Origin of the sequence: Thermoanaerobacter thermocopriae JCM 7501 (genome assembly GCF_001310975.1) — a bacterium.
GTDB lineage: Bacteria > Bacillota > Thermoanaerobacteria > Thermoanaerobacterales > Thermoanaerobacteraceae > Thermoanaerobacter > Thermoanaerobacter thermocopriae.
This window is the reverse complement of the sequence record NZ_BAZY01000019.1, coordinates 28,578-44,941: the sequence shown is the minus strand read 5'-3', so window position 1 is coordinate 44,941 and position 16,364 is coordinate 28,578. Positions and strand designations below refer to the sequence as shown.

Below are 16,364 nucleotides of genomic sequence, written 5' to 3'. Positions count from 1 at the left end.
GAAATGTACTGAGAAATGTGCATTACAAGGCATACGTAGGAGAGAAAGCAGAAGACATATGGATAGATGTAGCAAATTACATAGAAGAAAACTACAAAGAAGAGAAGATAGAGAAGATATACATAGCAGGAGATGGAGCACCGTGGATAAAAGAGGGATTAAAATGGATAGTAAAATCAAGGTTTGTGTTAGACAGATATCATTTAAACAAATACGTATTAAAAGCCACATCAAAAGAGCCAAAATACAGAGAAAAGATATGGAGAGCAATAAATGAAGGAGATAAAGAAGGAGTGAAGAAGATATTTGATGAACTAATAAAGGCAGCAGAGGAAGAGAGGGAGAAAGAGAAGATAAAAGAAGCAAGGAAATACATACTAAACAATTGGGAAGGGATAGAGATATACAGTGAAGACAAAGATGTAATAGGGTGCAGTGCAGAAGGCATATAAGCCATGTATTTTCAGTAAGACTAAGCAGGAATCCATTGGGATGGAGTAGAGAAGGATTAAAGTTAATGGCGAAATTAAGGGTATTCAGCAAGAATGGAGGAGACTTAAGAGAAGTAGAATGGGGTAAGAGGAAGAATATAAATGAAGGAAGTTACAAATTAACGAAGAAGCAAATAAAAGAGGCAGTGAGGAGAGTTAAAACGTCTACAAATGAAAAGATAAATAATATTACGGTTTTGAATTTAGGCAAAGTAACGCCAATATATAGGGTTTTAAGAGCAATAAAATATGCACAAGTCATATAAAAAACATGATAAGACGAAGCCCTAAATTAAGTAAGTTACAGGGGTTGTCTTAAAAAAATCCTACAGTATCTTGACACTATCAGAAATTTTGTATTGTTGACATAGCAAAGTAAATTTGTTATATTGAATAATAAACTATTCATCTAACAAGTTAATAGTTTTATTAAAGAAACTCATATAATCCCGTGAATATGGCACGGGAGTTTCTACAAAGCAGCCGTAAACTGCTTTACTATGGGTGGAATTTGTTGTTGCCTTTTTGGCCTGAGGAAAATTCTACCTCGGCTTTATTTATAAACGACCACGGTAATTTTGTAAATTTTATGACGTTCAAAAAAATTTTGCTAATGATATGTTATAATAAAATTAAAAAGGGAGATGTAAAATATGGAGGAAAAGTTTGTTAAAGAGGGTTTAACTTTTGACGATGTTCTTTTAATTCCTGCTAAATCTGATGTTCTTCCTAAAGATGTGGATTTAAAAACAAAGCTTACTAAAAAAATTACTTTAAACATTCCTTTGATGAGTGCTGGAATGGACACTGTTACAGAATCCAAACTTGCAATTGCTATAGCAAGAGAAGGTGGCATAGGTGTAATTCACAAAAACATGTCTATAGAAAGACAAGCTTTAGAGGTTGACAAGGTCAAAAGGTCAGAACATGGTGTCATAACGGACCCTTTCTCGCTTACTCCTGACCATACTATTAAGGACGCAGCTGAACTTATGGCGAGGTATAAAATTTCAGGAGTACCTATCACTGTTGATTCAAAACTTGTAGGAATAATTACTAATCGCGATATAAGATTTGAAGATGATTTGAATAAACCAATAAAAGAAGTTATGACAAAAGACAATTTGGTTACTGCTCCTCCTGGAACTACTCTAGAGGAAGCAAGGCAGATACTAAAAAAACACAAAATAGAAAAATTACCTTTAGTAGATGAAAACAACGTCTTAAAAGGGCTTATTACTATAAAAGATATAGAAAAAGCGGTTGAATTTCCGAATGCGGCAAAAGATAGTAAAGGAAGGCTTCTGGTGGCGGCTGCTGTCGGTGTTGGAAAAGACATGATGGATAGAGTCAAAGCATTAGTAGAAGCAGGTGTAGACGCTATCGTGATAGATACAGCTCACGGCCATTCTAAAGGGGTTTTAGATGCTGTCTCTAAAATAAAAGAAAAATATCCAGACCTGCAGTTGATAGCAGGAAATGTGGCTACTGCTGAAGCCACGAGGGATTTGATAGAGAGAGGGGCAGATTGCGTAAAAGTTGGCATTGGACCAGGGTCAATCTGTACTACGAGAGTGATCGCTGGAGTAGGAGTTCCCCAAATTACTGCTATTTATGATTGTGCTCAAGAAGCGGACAAGTATGGAATACCTATAATTGCAGATGGGGGAATTAAGTATTCAGGTGATATTGTAAAAGCCATTGCGGCGGGAGCTTCTGTAGTTATGCTGGGAAGCCTTTTTGCAGGGACAGAAGAAAGTCCCGGCGAAATAGAGATATATCAAGGAAGAAGCTATAAGGTCTACAGAGGCATGGGGTCTTTAGGAGCAATGAAGGAAGGAAGCTCAGATAGATATTTCCAAGAAGATGTAACAAAATTTGTACCAGAAGGGGTAGAAGGAAGGGTACCTTATAAGGGACCTTTAAAAGATACAGTGTATCAATTAGTTGGTGGTTTAAGAGCAGGGATGGGATATTGTGGTGTTCGCAATATTGAAGAACTTAGGACAAAAACAAAGTTTGTAAAAATAACACAGGCAGGATTAACTGAAAGTCATCCTCATGATATAATTATTACAAAGGAAGCTCCTAATTATAATTTGAGATAAAGAGGAGGATTTTAATGGGGATTAAACGGGAAGTAGTGTTAGTTTTAGATTTTGGAGGCCAATACACACAATTAATAGCGAGGAGAATAAGAGAAGCAAATGTCTTTTGCGAGATTGTTCCTTACAATATTTCTCCAGAGGAAGTACGAAAAAAAGAGCCAAAGGGAATTGTTCTTTCTGGAGGACCTGCTAGTGTATATGCAAAAAATGCTCCTAAATGCGATAAGCGGATTTTCGAATTAGGATATCCTGTGCTAGGTATATGTTATGGTGCACAACTTATGACAGAGCTTTTAGGTGGAAAAGTTGCTCCAGCACCTGTGAAGGAATATGGCAAGACAGAAATTGTTTTAAACAATACTATCCCTTTGTTTAAAGGCATAGAAAGAGACACTATTGTTTGGATGAGTCATACTGATCACATAGAACTTCCCCCTCCAGATTTTAAGGTGGTAGCTTCTACTGACAATTGCCCAATTGCAGCTATTGCGAATGTAGAAAAGAAATTGTACGCAGTTCAATTCCATCCTGAAGTTTCACATACCCATAGAGGAACAGAGATCATAAGAAATTTCTTATTTGAAGTATGTGATTGTGCGGCAGATTGGACAATGGATTCTTTGATTGAGCAGACAGTAAAAGAAATAAAAGCAAAAGTAGGTAAACACAAAGCTGTATGCGCTCTGTCTGGTGGTGTAGATTCTTCGGTTGCTGCTGTTTTAGTAGACAGAGCCATTCACGACCAATTGGTGTGCATTTTTGTTGATACTGGGCTTTTAAGGAAAAATGAAGGAGATATGGTTATCGAAACTTTTAGAAAGAATTATGACATGAACATAATCCGGGTAGATGCAAAGGATAGATTTTTGTCACGGCTTAAAGGAGTTACGGATCCAGAAGAAAAGAGAAAAATTATTGGTAATGTTTTTATAGAAGTTTTTAAAGAAGAAGCTTTAAAAATAGGAGACGTTAAGTTTTTGGTGCAAGGGACTTTGTATCCTGATGTAATAGAAAGTGGCAATGGTGTATCTTCCACTATTAAAAGCCATCACAATGTGGGAGGTTTGCCTGAAGATATAGGCTTTGAACTTATTGAACCTTTGAAAATGCTTTTTAAAGATGAAGTGAGGCAAGTAGGAAAAGAATTAGGAATTCCTGAGGAAATATTATATAGGCAGCCATTCCCCGGCCCAGGCCTTGCAGTCAGGATCCTGGGAGAAGTTACAGAAGAAAAGTTAGAAATTTTAAGGCAAGCTGACAGCATAGTTCTAAGAGAGATGAAAAAATTTGGCTGGTATAATAAAGTGTGGCAATCTTTTGCAGTTTTGCCTGGCGTAAAAAGTGTTGGAGTTATGGGAGATGAAAGAACTTACGCTTATGCCATAATTTTGAGGGTAGTAGATAGCTACGATGGAATGACAGCGGATTGGACAAAGCTTCCTTATGAAATTTTGGAAAGCATATCAACAAGCATTACTAATGAAGTCCCAGGAGTAAACAGAGTGCTTTACGATATTACTTCAAAGCCTCCAGCAACCATAGAGTGGGAATAAAAATCCGAACATTATTTTAATTTTTTATTAAAAAATTCGCAAATGAGGTTGACTAATATTAAAAAAGTTGATAAGATAAAAAGAGGACAACTGAATAAATTTCACTCATATAATCTCGAGAATATGGCTCGAGAGTCTCTACCGAACAACCGTAAATTGTTCGACTATGAGTGAAAGTGTACCTAGGGTTCCAGCCTATTTGTAGGTGTTCGGACCGAGCGGTACAGGTATATTTTTATATACCACACCTTAGGGACAAAAGCCCGGGAGGATAGGTTTCACTCGTATCTTAACTTAATGGGAAATCTATTCTTGCCGGGTTTATTTGTTTTAAATTGTCCCACAAGTTGCAAAATAATATAGAAGAGGAGGATTATAATGGAAAAGGTGAGTAAAATGAGAAACAAAAATTCTTTAGAGAATCTAGCGAATAGGATATGGAGGCTAGAAAACTATAGTACTAATGTAAAAACAGAAATATTAGCTGGGATTACCACATTTATAACAATGGCTTATATTATGTTTGTAAACCCCATTATACTAAAAGAAGCAGGGATGGATGCAGGAGCGGTATTTGTAGCAACTTGTCTTTCAGCAGCTATTGGCACTTTTATGATGGCTTTGTATGCCAATTACCCTTTTGCACAAGCTCCAGGAATGGGACTTAACGCTTTCTTTACTTATACAGTCGTTTTGACAATGGGTTATACTTGGCAAGAGGCTTTAGCTGCAGTTTTTTTCTCAGGAATTATATTTATTTTGATTACTTTGACTGGAATACGTGAAATGATTGTCGATGCTATTCCTTTGTCTTTAAAATATGCAGTAAGTGCGGGTATAGGATTATTTATAGCTTTTATTGGACTTAAAAATTCTGGAATAATTGTACCAAATCAAGCAACATACATTGGATTTGGTGATTTAACTAATCCTGGGACACTTCTTGCTATTGCGGGACTTTTTATAACGGGGATATTGATGTCAAGAAACGTAAAAGGTTCAATACTTCTTGGCATATTGATAACTACAGTATTGGGACTTTTTACTGGAATAGTGAAATTACCCTCTGATTTTAGCATAATTAAAATGCCACCAAGTCTTGCACCTACATTTTTCAAACTCGATATAAAAGGGCTTTTGGGAATTGGTGAGAATATCGGCTTTATTTCTTTAGTTACAAGTGTGCTATATGTAGTGTTGTCTTTTGCTTTTGTAGATTTATTTGATACCATAGGGACCTTTATAGGAACAGGATCAAAAGCAGGAATGTTAGATGAAAATGGTAAAATGCCTAATATGAAAAAAGGACTAATGGCGGATGCTATTGCTACCACGATAGGGTCACTTTTGGGAACTTCTACTGTGACTACTTACGTTGAGAGTGCTGCAGGTATTGCAGAAGGTGGTAGAACGGGACTTACTGCTTTTGTGACAGGCATTTTGTTCTTGGTAGCACTATTTTTCTCACCAATAGCTTTGCTTGTTCCTACAGAGGCAACTGCTCCTGCTCTTATTATTGTTGGCGTTTTGATGATGGGCTCTATTAAAAAGATAAGTTTTGAAGATTTTACAGAGGCTATGCCAGCTTTTCTTACTATAATTGCTATGCCTTTCACTTTTAGCATTGCTAATGGTATTGCTGCAGGTCTTGTTGCATACCCTATCGTAAAAATTGCTTCAGGAAAGGCAAAAGAAATTCACCCAATAGTTTATGTTCTTGCAATTTTATTCATATTGAGATTTATAACTTTGTCAGAGTAAAAATAAGACCCCAATTAGTAACTTACTAATTGGGGTCTTAAAAGAAAAGGAGGTATAAAAATGCCAAAGGTGGCTATAGTTGTTGGAAGTAAATCTGATTTGCCTGTAGTTGAAAGATGCACAAAAATTCTTGAAGAATTTGAAATTTCCTATGATGTTAAAGTGTTGTCTGCCCATAGGACTCCCTTTGAGACACAAGAGTTTGCTGCAAATGCGGATAAATATTATGATATAATCATTGCAGGTGCAGGAAAGGCTGCTCATCTGCCTGGAGTTATTGCTTCTTATACACTCTTGCCCGTTATTGGTCTTCCCATAAAGTCTTCTACTTTAGATGGTCTTGACTCCCTTTTATCAATAGTTCAAATGCCTAAAGGTATTCCTGTTGCAACTGTGGCTATAGATGGAGCAGAAAATGCAGCACTTTTAGCTTGTCATATTCTCTCTTTGAAGTATACTTATTTGAAGGAAGCCTTAGCTGATTATAGGGAAAAAATGGCTGAAGAAGTGTTAAATAATTAAGAGATTGGAGGAGATAAATATGGAAAAAAGAGAATTACTTTATGAAGGAAAAGCCAAAAAAGTCTATAAGACAGAGGAAGAAAACTTTTATATCATCGAATATAAAGATGATGCAACTGCTTTTAATGGCTTAAAGAAGGGCACAATTGCCGAAAAAGGAGTAGTAAATAACAAAGTTTCTGCAATTTTATTTACATTATTAGAAAAAAATAATATACCCACCCATTATGTGAAAAGACTTAGTGATAGGGAAATGTTGGTTAAAAAGGTTGAAATTTTTCCTTTGGAAGTTATCGTGAGAAATTATGCAGCGGGAAGTATTTGTAAAAGATTAGGCCTTGAAGAAGGACTAAAGTTTAAAACGCCTGTATTAGAATTCTCCTATAAAAATGATGAATTGAAAGACCCAATGATTAATGAATATCACATACAAGCTCTCGAATTAGCCACCAAAGAAGAGATCGAAATTATGACAGGAATGACGTTTAAAGTCAACGAAATTTTATCAGAATATTTTTTATCTAAAGACATTATTTTGGTAGATTTTAAATTAGAATTTGGCAAAAGTAATGAAGGAATATTATTAGCTGATGAAATTTCTCCTGATACTTGCAGATTTTGGGACAAAAACACTATGGAAAAACTTGATAAAGATAGATTTAGAAAAGATTTGGGTAAAGTAGAAGAAGCATATTTAGAAATTTTAAAAAGACTTGGAGGTATGTAAAAGTGCTAATTGCAAAAGTCTATATAACTTTAAAAAAGGGAATACTTGACCCTCAAGGAAAAGCAGTGAAGGGAGCTTTGCACTCATTAGGGTACGAAGAAGTAAAAGAGGTGCGGGTTGGGAAATATATAGAATTAACTTTTGAGGATGGCGATTTATCCCTCCTAAAGGATAAAGTAGATGAGATGTGCAAAAGGATACTGACAAACCCAATTATTGAAGATTACACCTTTGAAATTGTGGAGGGATAAAGATGAAATTTGCTGTTATAGTTTTTCCAGGGTCCAATTGCGATGTGGACTGCTATTATGCTGTTAAAGATGGGCTTGGTGAAGAAGTAGAATATGTGTGGCATCAAGAAAAAAATTTGAGTAAGTATGATGTTATAATGTTACCAGGAGGATTTTCTTATGGTGATTATTTGAGGGCAGGAGCTATTGCGAGGTTTTCGCCTGTCATGGAAGCTGTCAGAGAAGAAGCAGAAAAAGGAAAATTTATTATAGGCATATGCAACGGATTTCAGATACTTACAGAAGCAGGGCTTTTGCCGGGAGCTTTGAGAAAAAATGAAGGGCTGAAATTTATTTGCAAGACTGTCAGTATAACAGTTGAAAATGACAAGACTCCTTTTACTACAAGGCTTAAAAAAGGGCAGGAGATTTTACTTCCAATTGCTCATGGAGAAGGTAATTATTATGTAGATGACAAAACTTTACGAGAATTAAAAGAGAACAATCAAATTGTTTTTAGGTACAAAGAAAATATCAACGGCTCTGTTGAGAGAATAGCCGGAGTTATAAATAAAAAAGGAAATGTTTTAGGAATGATGCCTCATCCAGAGAGAGCTTATGCCCCTTGCTGGGTAATACTGACGGGCTTTATATATTAGGATCAATAGTGGATAATTTTGTAAAAGGCGGGGTTTAAGGATGGATAAAATATGGAGAGAATTAGGACTTACTGATGAGGAGTATGAAAAAATTATTTCGATATTAGGAAGAGAGCCTAATATAACTGAATTAGGTATGTATAGTGTTATGTGGTCTGAACATTGTGCCTATAAAAACTCTAAACCTCTTTTAAAATATTTACCTACAAAAGGCGAAAGAGTAATACAAGGACCGGGAGAAAATGCAGGAATATTGGATATTGGAGATAATTTGGCAGTTGTCATGAAGATAGAAAGCCATAATCACCCTTCTGCGATTGAACCTATCAAGGAGCAGCCACAGGTGTCGGGGGAATAATAAGAGATATATTTACAATGGGAGCAAGGCCAATTGCTCTTTTGGATTCTTTGAGATTTGGAATTCCTGAGGATAAAAGGACTAAATATCTCATCGAAAACGTGGTAGCCGGTATAGGGGATTATGGAAATTGCATAGGAATTCCTACAGTAGGTGGAGATACCTATTTTGAAGAAAGTTACAAAGGAAATCCTTTAGTAAATGCGATGTGTGTAGGAATTGTAGAAAAAGACAAAATAAAAAAGGGATAGCAAAAGGCATAGGTAACCCTGTTATGATAGTAGGTGCTACTACGGGGAGAGACGGTATCGGAGGTGCAAGCTTTGCTTCTCAGGAGTTAAGCGAGGAATCGGAAGAAAAAAGACCTTCTGTTCAGGTTGGCGACCCTTTTATGGAAAAACTGCTTCTAGAGGCATGTCTAGAACTTTTTGAAACAGATGCCGTAGTTGCTATACAAGATATGGGAGCGGCAGGTCTTACCTCTTCTTCTTGCGAGATGGCTTCCCGCGGTGGAGTTGGAATGGAAATTGACCTTGATAAAGTGCCTTTGAGAGAAGAGGGAATGACCCCTTATGAAATAATGCTTTCTGAATCTCAAGAGAGAATGTTGGTTGTAGTAGAGAAAGGCAAGGAAGAAGATGTACAAAAGGTATTTAAAAAATGGGGACTGAATGCCGCCACAATAGGGAAAATCACTGATGATGGAATGATAAGAGTGATTAAAGAGGGAAAAATAGTTGCGGAAGTTCCAGCCAAGTCTTTAACAGAAGGTGCTCCACAATATGTGAGAGAAGAAGAAGTGCCTAAATGGCAAGAAGATGTCAATAAGTTGGATATAAATGAGGTAAAACCTCCAGAGGATATGAATAAAGCTCTAAAAGATGTAATTTCTTCTTTAAATATTGCAAGTAAAGAATGGATATACAGTCAATATGATTATATGGTGAGGACAGACACAGTAATAACTCCAGGTATGGATGCAGCTGTTGTGAGGATAAAAGGTACAAAGAAAGCTGTTGCATTGACAACGGACTGCAATGGTAGATATTGTTATTTAGATCCCTATATAGGTTCTCAAGTTGCTGTAGCAGAGGCAGCTCGAAATCTTTGTATGGTTGGTGCTAAGCCTATAGGGGTTACGGATTGTTTGAATTTTGGCAATCCGGAAAAGAAAGAAATATATTGGCAGTTAAAAAATTCTATATTTGGAATAGCTAAAGCCTGTGAAACACTTCAAATCCCTGTGGTAAGCGGAAATGTCAGTCTTTACAATGAAAATGAGGGAGAGGCCATTTATCCTACTCCTGTAATAGGAATGGCAGGACTTATAGAGGATGTATCAAAAATTTGTACAATGGACTTTAAAAAAGAAAGCGATGTAATTATAATTTTAGGTAAGAATAAAGGAGAGCTTGGAGGAAGTGAGTATCTTAAAGTTTGCTTTGGAATGGTAAAAGGGCAACCACCTCGAATAGACTTGGAAGAGGAAAAAAGATTGCAAGAATTGGTGTTAAAACTTATTGATGAAGGCTTAATTAAGTCTTCTCATGACATATCAGAGGGCGGTTTTGCGGCTGCCTTGGTTGAAAGTGCAATTGCAGGCAAAAAAGGTGCAAAAATTTCGCTACAAACTTCTCTTAGAGAGGATGTAGAGTTGTTCTCTGAATCTCAATCAAGAGCATTAATTACTGCAAGTCCTGAAAAGGTAGATGAAGTGTTAAAAATAGCTTATGAATACCAAGTTCCAGCGCAAAAAGTAGGAGTTGTAGAGGGTAAAGATATAGTAATTGATGTAAATGGTAAAAGAATAATAGACCTTCCTTTGGAGGCCTTAGAGGAAAGCTGGAGAGGGAGAATAAAATGGGAAATGGAGAGAAATTAAAAGAGGAATGTGGTGTTTTTGGTGCCTTTAGTTTATCCACTTCAGTTACTTCTTATATCTATTATGGCTTACAAACCTTGCAGCACAGAGGGCAGGAAAGTTCGGGCATAGCTATTTATGATGGCGAAAAAATAAATTGTATTAAGGGGTTGGGACTTGTCAGTGAGGTCTTTAATAAGGAAAATTTAAAGACATTAGAGGGAAAAATGGGGATAGGCCATGTAAGGTATTCTACTACGGGCAGCAATGACATTATAAATGCTCAACCCCTCGTTGCTAATTTTAAAAATGAATATATGGCTCTTGCCCATAATGGCAATTTGATAAACGCAAAAGAGTTAAGGGGTCAATTGGAGGATGACGGTAGAATATTTCAAACTACAACAGATAGCGAAATAATTCTTCATTTAATTGCGAAGAATTTCCAAAAGGGCTTAATAGAAGCCCTCAAGGAAACAATAAAACAAATAAAAGGTTCATATGCTTTGGTGATTTTAGCAGCCAATAAATTAATAGGGATAAGAGATGTAAACAGTATAAGGCCTCTTTGTATAGGTAAAAAAGATGACACTTATTTCTTATCTTCTGAGTCTTGTGCCTTTGACGTAATAGGAGCAGAGTTGATACGAGATGTAGAAGCAGGAGAAATAGTTATAATTGATGGAAAAGGAATAGAGTCTGTTAAGTTAGAAGGAGAAGAAAAAAAGAAGCCTTGTGTTTTTGAATACATCTATTTTGCTAGACCTGACAGTGTCATAGATAGAAAAAGTGTTTATTTTACACGATTGGAGATGGGGAAAAGATTAGCTGAAGAAGCACCTGTAGATGCAGACTTAGTAGTACCAGTTCCAGATTCAGGTGTTGCTGCTGCAAGAGGTTATTCTCTCAAAACAGGTATACCAATGGGGGAAGGACTTATAAAAAATAAATACGTTGGCAGAACTTTTATTGCTCCCGACCAAAGGGATAGAGAGACAGGAGTGAGAATAAAGTTAAATGTTTTAAAAGAATTGATACAAGGCAAAAGGATAGTTTTAATAGATGATTCAATTGTTAGAGGCACAACTATGAAAAGATTAGTGAGTCTACTAAAAAATGGAGGGGCAAAAGAAGTTCATGTGAGGATAAGTTCACCTCCTGTTAAATATTCCTGCTACTTTGGAATTGATACCCCGACAAAAAAAGAACTGATAGCGGCGAGGATGTCAGTTGATAAGATATGCAAAGTAATAGGGGCTGACAGCTTACAGTTTTTAAGCATTGAAGGCTTATAAAAAGTGTAGGACTTAAATTTATTTGCACAGGTTGCTTTGATGGCGACTATCCTATGTATGTTCCAAAAGAAGGAAACAAGTATCTTTTTGAGAAAACATAAAAAGTAGGTGTATAATTATGAATTATAAAGATGCTGGGGTAAATATAGATGAAGGCAATAAACTGGTGGAGATGATAAAGCCAATAGCTAAGCAAACCTTAAATGAATATGTTTTAGAAGGGATAGGAGGTTTTGCTGGTCTTATTGAGATAAAAAATTATAAAAATCCTGTACTTATATCCAGCACTGATGGAGTTGGGACAAAACTTAAAATAGCCTTTATGATGGACAAACACGATACTGTAGGGATAGACCTTGTAGCTATGTGTGTAAATGACATTATTGTAACTGGGGCTAAGCCTTTGTTTTTTCTTGATTATTTTGCTACAGGAAAGTTAAAAAGTGAGACTGCAGTAGAAGTAATCAAAGGAATAGCAGAAGGTTGTAAAATAGCCGGGTGTGCTCTGATAGGAGGAGAGACAGCAGAACTTCCAGGCTTTTATAAAGAAGGAGAGTACGATTTAGCAGGCTTTTGTGTAGGAATAGCAGAAAAAGAAGAGCTGATTGATACAAAATTAATAAAAGAAGGAGATGCCATAATTGGGCTTGCCTCTTCTGGAATTCATAGCAATGGATATTCTTTAGTGAGAAAGATTTTCTTTGAGAAAAACAATTTTTCAGTAAAAGACTTTATACCAGAGCTTGGGATAAATTTAGGAGAGGCACTCCTTACTCCTACAAAAATATATGTCAAGTCAATAGAGGCTTTAAAAGGGTTAAAAATTAAAGGGATGGCTCATATTACCGGTGGAGGTTTTATTGATAATATTCCAAGAATACTAAGAAAAAGTATAGCTGCAAAAATAAACAAAGGAAGTTGGGAAATTCCAGCTATTTTTAATTTAATTCAAAGATTGGGAGATATTGAAGAAAGAGAAATGTATCGCACTTTTAATATGGGGATTGGAATGATAGTTATAGTTGACCCGTCTGATGTAGATAAGGCTTTAGAAAAATTAAATGGCATAGGTGAAAAAGCTTATATAATAGGGGAGATAGTAGAAAGCGAAGGCGGTGTAATTTTATGAACCTTGTGGTGATGGCATCAGGTAACGGGACTGATTTGCAGTCAATAATTGATGCCATTGAAGAAGGATATATAAATGCCAGGATAATTGCTGTCATTAGTGATAAAAAAGGAGCTTATGCTCTTGAAAGGGCAAAAAAACACGGAATTGCTACTTACTGCCTCCCCAAAAAAGAATTAAAAGAAAATTTTCAGGAAGAGTTATTAAAACTTCTTGAAAAATTGAGTCCTGATGGAATAATTCTTGCAGGTTTTTTGACAATTCTCAGTGGAGAAATTGTAGAAAGATTTGAAAACAAGATAATAAATATACATCCCTCACTTATTCCTGCCTTTTGTGGCAAAGGATTTTATGGAATGAAGGTACATCAGGCGGTTTATGAATACGGAGTAAAATACACCGGCTGTACAGTGCACTTTGTTGACCAGGGAGCAGATACTGGCCCAATTATTCTTCAAGAAGTCGTGAAAATCGATGAAGAGGATACGCCAGAGACTATTGCAAAAAAAGTGCTGGAAGTAGAACACAAGGTTTTACCTTATGCAGTTAAGCTTTTTACGGAGGGGAGATTAAAAGTCGAAGGAAGGAAAGTAAGGATATTATAGGGGCTGTGAAAAATCTTGATACAGATATATCATAAACTCGAACGGATCATAAAAATAGAAAAAAGGAGGCAATCTTATGGCCAAAAAAGCGTTAATAAGTGTTTCAAAAAAAGAAGGAATAGTTGAATTTGCTAAAAAGCTAAATGAATTAGGATATGAAGTCATATCAACAGGTGGGACTTATAACCTTCTTAAAGAAAATGGAGTAAATGTAATAAAAGTGTCAGACATAACAGGTTTCCCTGAAATTATGGACGGGAGAGTAAAAACGCTTCACCCTAAAATTCATGGAGGACTTCTTGCAATAAGAGACAATGAAGAGCACATTAAAGCTTTAAAAGAACATGGCATTGAACCAATAGATATAGTTGTCATAAATTTATATCCTTTTAAAGAAACAATCCTCAAAGAAAATGTGACTTTAGAAGAAGCAATAGAAAATATAGACATTGGCGGCCCGTCAATGATAAGGGCTGCAGCTAAAAACTACAAATATGTGACTATTCTTGTAGATCCAAAGGATTATAATACAGTCATTGAAGAAATAAAACAATATGGCAATACAAAAGAAGAGACGAGATTTTATCTGGCAGCAAAAGCTTTTGGTCATACAGCCCTTTACGATTCTTTGATATACAACTATTTGATACAAAAAAATAACATAGAGTTTCCCGAAGTTATGGCCTTTGCCTATGAAAAAGCTCAAGACATGAGATATGGTGAAAATCCTCATCAAAAAGCAGCTTTTTATAAAAATCCTATAAAAGCCTATGGCATTGCAGAATGTGTTAAGCTTCACGGTAAAGAGCTTTCTTTTAACAATATAAACGATGCAAATGCCGCAATAGAGCTTCTAAGAGAGTTTAAAGAACCTGCAGCAGTTGCGGTAAAGCACACAAATCCTTGTGGAGTAGCTATTGCAGATAATATATACAATGCTTACTTAAAAGCTTATGAGAGTGATCCTGTTTCTATTTTTGGGGGAATTGTAGCATTAAATAGAACTGTAGATGTTAAAACAGCTGAAGAACTTATAAAAATATTCTTAGAAATAGTAATTGCTCCAGACTTTGAAGAAGAGGCTTTAGAGATTTTAAAGAAAAAGAAAAACTTAAGGATATTGAGGTTAAAAGAAGGATATGAAAAAGAATATGATTTAAAGAAAGTAGAAGGCGGACTTTTAGTACAAGAAAAAGATGAAATAGATTTAGATGAGAATAATTTGAAAGTAGTTACTAAAAAAGCACCTACTCAAAAAGAGATGGAAGATTTAAGGTTTGCCTGGAAGGTAGTAAAGCACGTAAAATCCAATGCGATTGTTTTAGCAAAAGATGGAGCTACAGTAGGTATTGGCGTGGGACAAGTCAACAGGATATGGCCGACAGAACAAGCAATCAAACAAGCAGGCGAAAAAGCAAAGGGAAGTGTCCTTGCATCAGATGCCTTTTTCCCATTTCCAGATGTTGTGGAGGTAGCTTCAAAGGCTGGTATAACTGCTATAATCCAGCCGGGTGGTTCAAAAAACGATGAACTATCAATTGAAGCTGCAGACAAAGGTGGCATATCAATGATATTTACTGGCATAAGGCACTTTAAACATTGAGGAGGATTTAGTATGAAGGTTTTAGTCATAGGGGGCGGAGGAAGAGAACATGCAATTGTTCACAAACTTTCACAAAGTTCTAAAGTAGATAAAATCTACTGTGCTCCCGGAAATGCTGGCATAGGTCTTTTGGCAGAATGTGTTGACATAAAAGTTGGTGATATTGAAAGGCTTAAAGAATTTGCTATAAAAAATAACATTGATTTAACAGTTGTAGGGCCAGAGATGCCACTGGTTCAAGGTATTGTGGATGAATTTGAAAAAGCAAGGCTTAAAATCTTTGGGCCTAATAAAAGTGCTGCGGCTATTGAGGGGAGCAAATATTTTACTAAACAGCTTCTTTCTAAATACAATATTCCTACTGGAAGGTTTAAAGCTTTTGATAAGTATCAGGAGGTTCTGAAGTTTTTAAAAGAGGCATGGTATCCTGTTGTGATGAAAGCAGATGGACTGGCACAGGGTAAAGGAGTGTTTATTGTAAAAGATTTTATAGAGGCAAAAGAAGTTCTTGATTTAATGATGAAAAAAAGGATTTTTGGTGCATCAGGAGATATAGTAATAATAGAAGAGATGCTTTTTGGAAAAGAAGCGTCAGTATTCGCATTTACAGATGGAGAAAATATTTTACCTATGGTTTCTGCTATGGATTACAAAAAGGTCTATGAAGGAGACAAAGGTCCTAACACTGGAGGTATGGGAAGCATTGCACCAAATCCTTATCTTGAGGAAGAAACTTTAAAAGAAGTAATGGAAAGTATTTTAAAACCAATGGTAAAGGCACTTCAAAAAGAAGGCATTGTATATAAAGGAGTGTTGTACGCAGGTTTAATGCTTACAAAAGAAGGACCTAAGGTTTTAGAATTTAATGCAAGATTTGGAGACCCTGAAACACAAGTTGTACTGCCCCTTTTAAAAACAGACCTTATTGATATAATGGAAGCTACCATAGAAGGAAAACTTGATAAAATACAAATTGAATGGGAAAACAAAAAGGCTGTATGTGTTGTTGCGGTATCAAACGGTTACCCCGGGGAATATCAGATAGGTTTTGAGATAACGGGGTTAGAAAAAGTAAAAGAGGCCTTTGTATACCATGCAGGAACGGCATTAAAAGATGGTAAAATTACCACATCGGGTGGAAGGGTACTTGCTGTTACTACAACAGGGGATTCGTATGAGGAAGCGAGAGAAAAAGTTTATAAGGAGATTGAAAAAATACGCTTTGATGGAATGTATTATAGAAAAGATATCGCTTTATTGAGCCAGGTGTAAACCTGGCATTTTTAATTGGCTAAAATTATGGTATAATATCTTCTAACGTGTGTCTTATAATTTTTAAAATGAGGGGAGTATGTGTACAATCAAGACAAAACTTTGTCACTTCTTTGTGAAATGACTGGAAAAAAAGATTATTTTTCAATTTTGTACAGAAAATAAGTAATGAATTATGATATAAATAACT

Annotated in this window: 10 protein-coding genes, 4 pseudogenes and 2 riboswitches; all 14 genes and pseudogenes read left to right on the top strand. The window is 35.9% G+C overall.

Annotation, left to right across the window (positions count from 1 at the left end):
- Positions 1-757 (top strand): annotated as a pseudogene (locus JCM7501_RS12705) (ISLre2 family transposase); the annotation flags it as partial.
- Positions 758-910: 153 nt separating this feature from the next.
- Positions 911-1,012, top strand: a riboswitch (purine riboswitch).
- A 132-nt stretch (positions 1,013-1,144) separates the two neighbouring features.
- Positions 1,145-2,599 (top strand): IMP dehydrogenase, encoded by a 1,455-nt coding sequence (guaB, locus tag JCM7501_RS08200; RefSeq protein ID WP_012994687.1) that lies wholly within the window; start codon positions 1,145-1,147, stop codon positions 2,597-2,599.
- A gap of 14 nt (positions 2,600-2,613) precedes the next feature.
- Positions 2,614-4,152 carry a glutamine-hydrolyzing GMP synthase gene (guaA, locus tag JCM7501_RS08195; protein WP_013149945.1) on the top strand — a complete coding sequence of 513 codons (1,539 nt, stop codon included), beginning with the start codon at positions 2,614-2,616 and terminating at the stop codon, positions 4,150-4,152.
- Positions 4,153-4,237: 85 nt separating this feature from the next.
- Positions 4,238-4,339, top strand: a riboswitch (purine riboswitch).
- Positions 4,340-4,530: 191 nt separating this feature from the next.
- Positions 4,531-5,913, top strand: coding sequence for an NCS2 family permease (locus JCM7501_RS08190; protein ID WP_013149946.1), 1,383 nt, complete (start codon positions 4,531-4,533; stop codon positions 5,911-5,913).
- Positions 5,914-5,973: 60 nt separating this feature from the next.
- Positions 5,974-6,435 carry a 5-(carboxyamino)imidazole ribonucleotide mutase gene (gene purE / locus JCM7501_RS08185; RefSeq protein ID WP_028991731.1) on the top strand — a complete coding sequence of 154 codons (462 nt, stop codon included), beginning with the start codon at positions 5,974-5,976 and terminating at the stop codon, positions 6,433-6,435.
- A gap of 19 nt (positions 6,436-6,454) precedes the next feature.
- Positions 6,455-7,162, top strand: a complete 708-nt coding sequence (gene purC, locus JCM7501_RS08180) for a phosphoribosylaminoimidazolesuccinocarboxamide synthase (protein ID WP_028991732.1) — start codon at positions 6,455-6,457, stop codon at positions 7,160-7,162.
- Between the two features lie 2 nt (positions 7,163-7,164).
- Complete coding sequence (gene purS / locus JCM7501_RS08175; RefSeq protein WP_011025203.1) at positions 7,165-7,413, top strand: phosphoribosylformylglycinamidine synthase subunit PurS; 249 nt, start codon at positions 7,165-7,167, stop codon at positions 7,411-7,413.
- A 2-nt stretch (positions 7,414-7,415) separates the two neighbouring features.
- Positions 7,416-8,089 (top strand): annotated as a pseudogene (gene purQ, locus JCM7501_RS08170) (phosphoribosylformylglycinamidine synthase subunit PurQ).
- A gap of 2 nt (positions 8,090-8,091) precedes the next feature.
- Positions 8,092-10,291, top strand: a pseudogene (gene purL / locus JCM7501_RS08165) (phosphoribosylformylglycinamidine synthase subunit PurL).
- Positions 10,270-11,666: pseudogene (gene purF, locus JCM7501_RS08160) on the top strand (amidophosphoribosyltransferase). Before purL ends, purF begins: the two co-directional pseudogenes overlap by 22 nt.
- Before the next feature lie 17 nt (positions 11,667-11,683).
- Complete coding sequence (gene purM, locus JCM7501_RS08155) at positions 11,684-12,694, top strand: phosphoribosylformylglycinamidine cyclo-ligase (RefSeq protein WP_013149951.1); 1,011 nt, start codon at positions 11,684-11,686, stop codon at positions 12,692-12,694.
- A complete protein-coding gene (gene purN / locus JCM7501_RS08150) occupies positions 12,691-13,299 on the top strand; it encodes a phosphoribosylglycinamide formyltransferase (protein WP_028991734.1) in 609 nt (202 codons plus the stop codon). The genes purM and purN overlap by 4 nt, the downstream gene beginning before the upstream one ends.
- A 76-nt stretch (positions 13,300-13,375) precedes the next feature.
- Positions 13,376-14,902: a bifunctional phosphoribosylaminoimidazolecarboxamide formyltransferase/IMP cyclohydrolase gene (gene purH, locus JCM7501_RS08145; RefSeq protein WP_028991735.1), complete on the top strand. Its 1,527-nt coding sequence runs from the start codon at positions 13,376-13,378 to the stop codon at positions 14,900-14,902.
- A 12-nt stretch (positions 14,903-14,914) separates the two neighbouring features.
- Positions 14,915-16,174, top strand: a complete 1,260-nt coding sequence (gene purD, locus JCM7501_RS08140) for a phosphoribosylamine--glycine ligase (RefSeq protein WP_028991736.1) — start codon at positions 14,915-14,917, stop codon at positions 16,172-16,174.
- Positions 16,175-16,364: the final 190 nt, after the last annotated feature.

Excerpts from the sequence above, each read along its gene's own strand:
- guaB (WP_012994687.1), top strand. The coding sequence starts at position 1,145 with ATGGAGGAAAAGTTTGTTAAAGAGGGTTTAACTTTTGACGATGTTCTT.
- guaA (WP_013149945.1), top strand. The coding sequence starts at position 2,614 with ATGGGGATTAAACGGGAAGTAGTGTTAGTTTTAGATTTTGGAGGCCAA.
- JCM7501_RS08190 (WP_013149946.1), top strand. The coding sequence starts at position 4,531 with ATGGAAAAGGTGAGTAAAATGAGAAACAAAAATTCTTTAGAGAATCTA.
- purE (WP_028991731.1), top strand. The coding sequence starts at position 5,974 with ATGCCAAAGGTGGCTATAGTTGTTGGAAGTAAATCTGATTTGCCTGTA.
- purC (WP_028991732.1), top strand. The coding sequence starts at position 6,455 with ATGGAAAAAAGAGAATTACTTTATGAAGGAAAAGCCAAAAAAGTCTAT.
- purM (WP_013149951.1), top strand. The coding sequence starts at position 11,684 with ATGAATTATAAAGATGCTGGGGTAAATATAGATGAAGGCAATAAACTG.
- purN (WP_028991734.1), top strand. The coding sequence starts at position 12,691 with ATGAACCTTGTGGTGATGGCATCAGGTAACGGGACTGATTTGCAGTCA.
- purH (WP_028991735.1), top strand. The coding sequence starts at position 13,376 with ATGGCCAAAAAAGCGTTAATAAGTGTTTCAAAAAAAGAAGGAATAGTT.
- purD (WP_028991736.1), top strand. The coding sequence starts at position 14,915 with ATGAAGGTTTTAGTCATAGGGGGCGGAGGAAGAGAACATGCAATTGTT.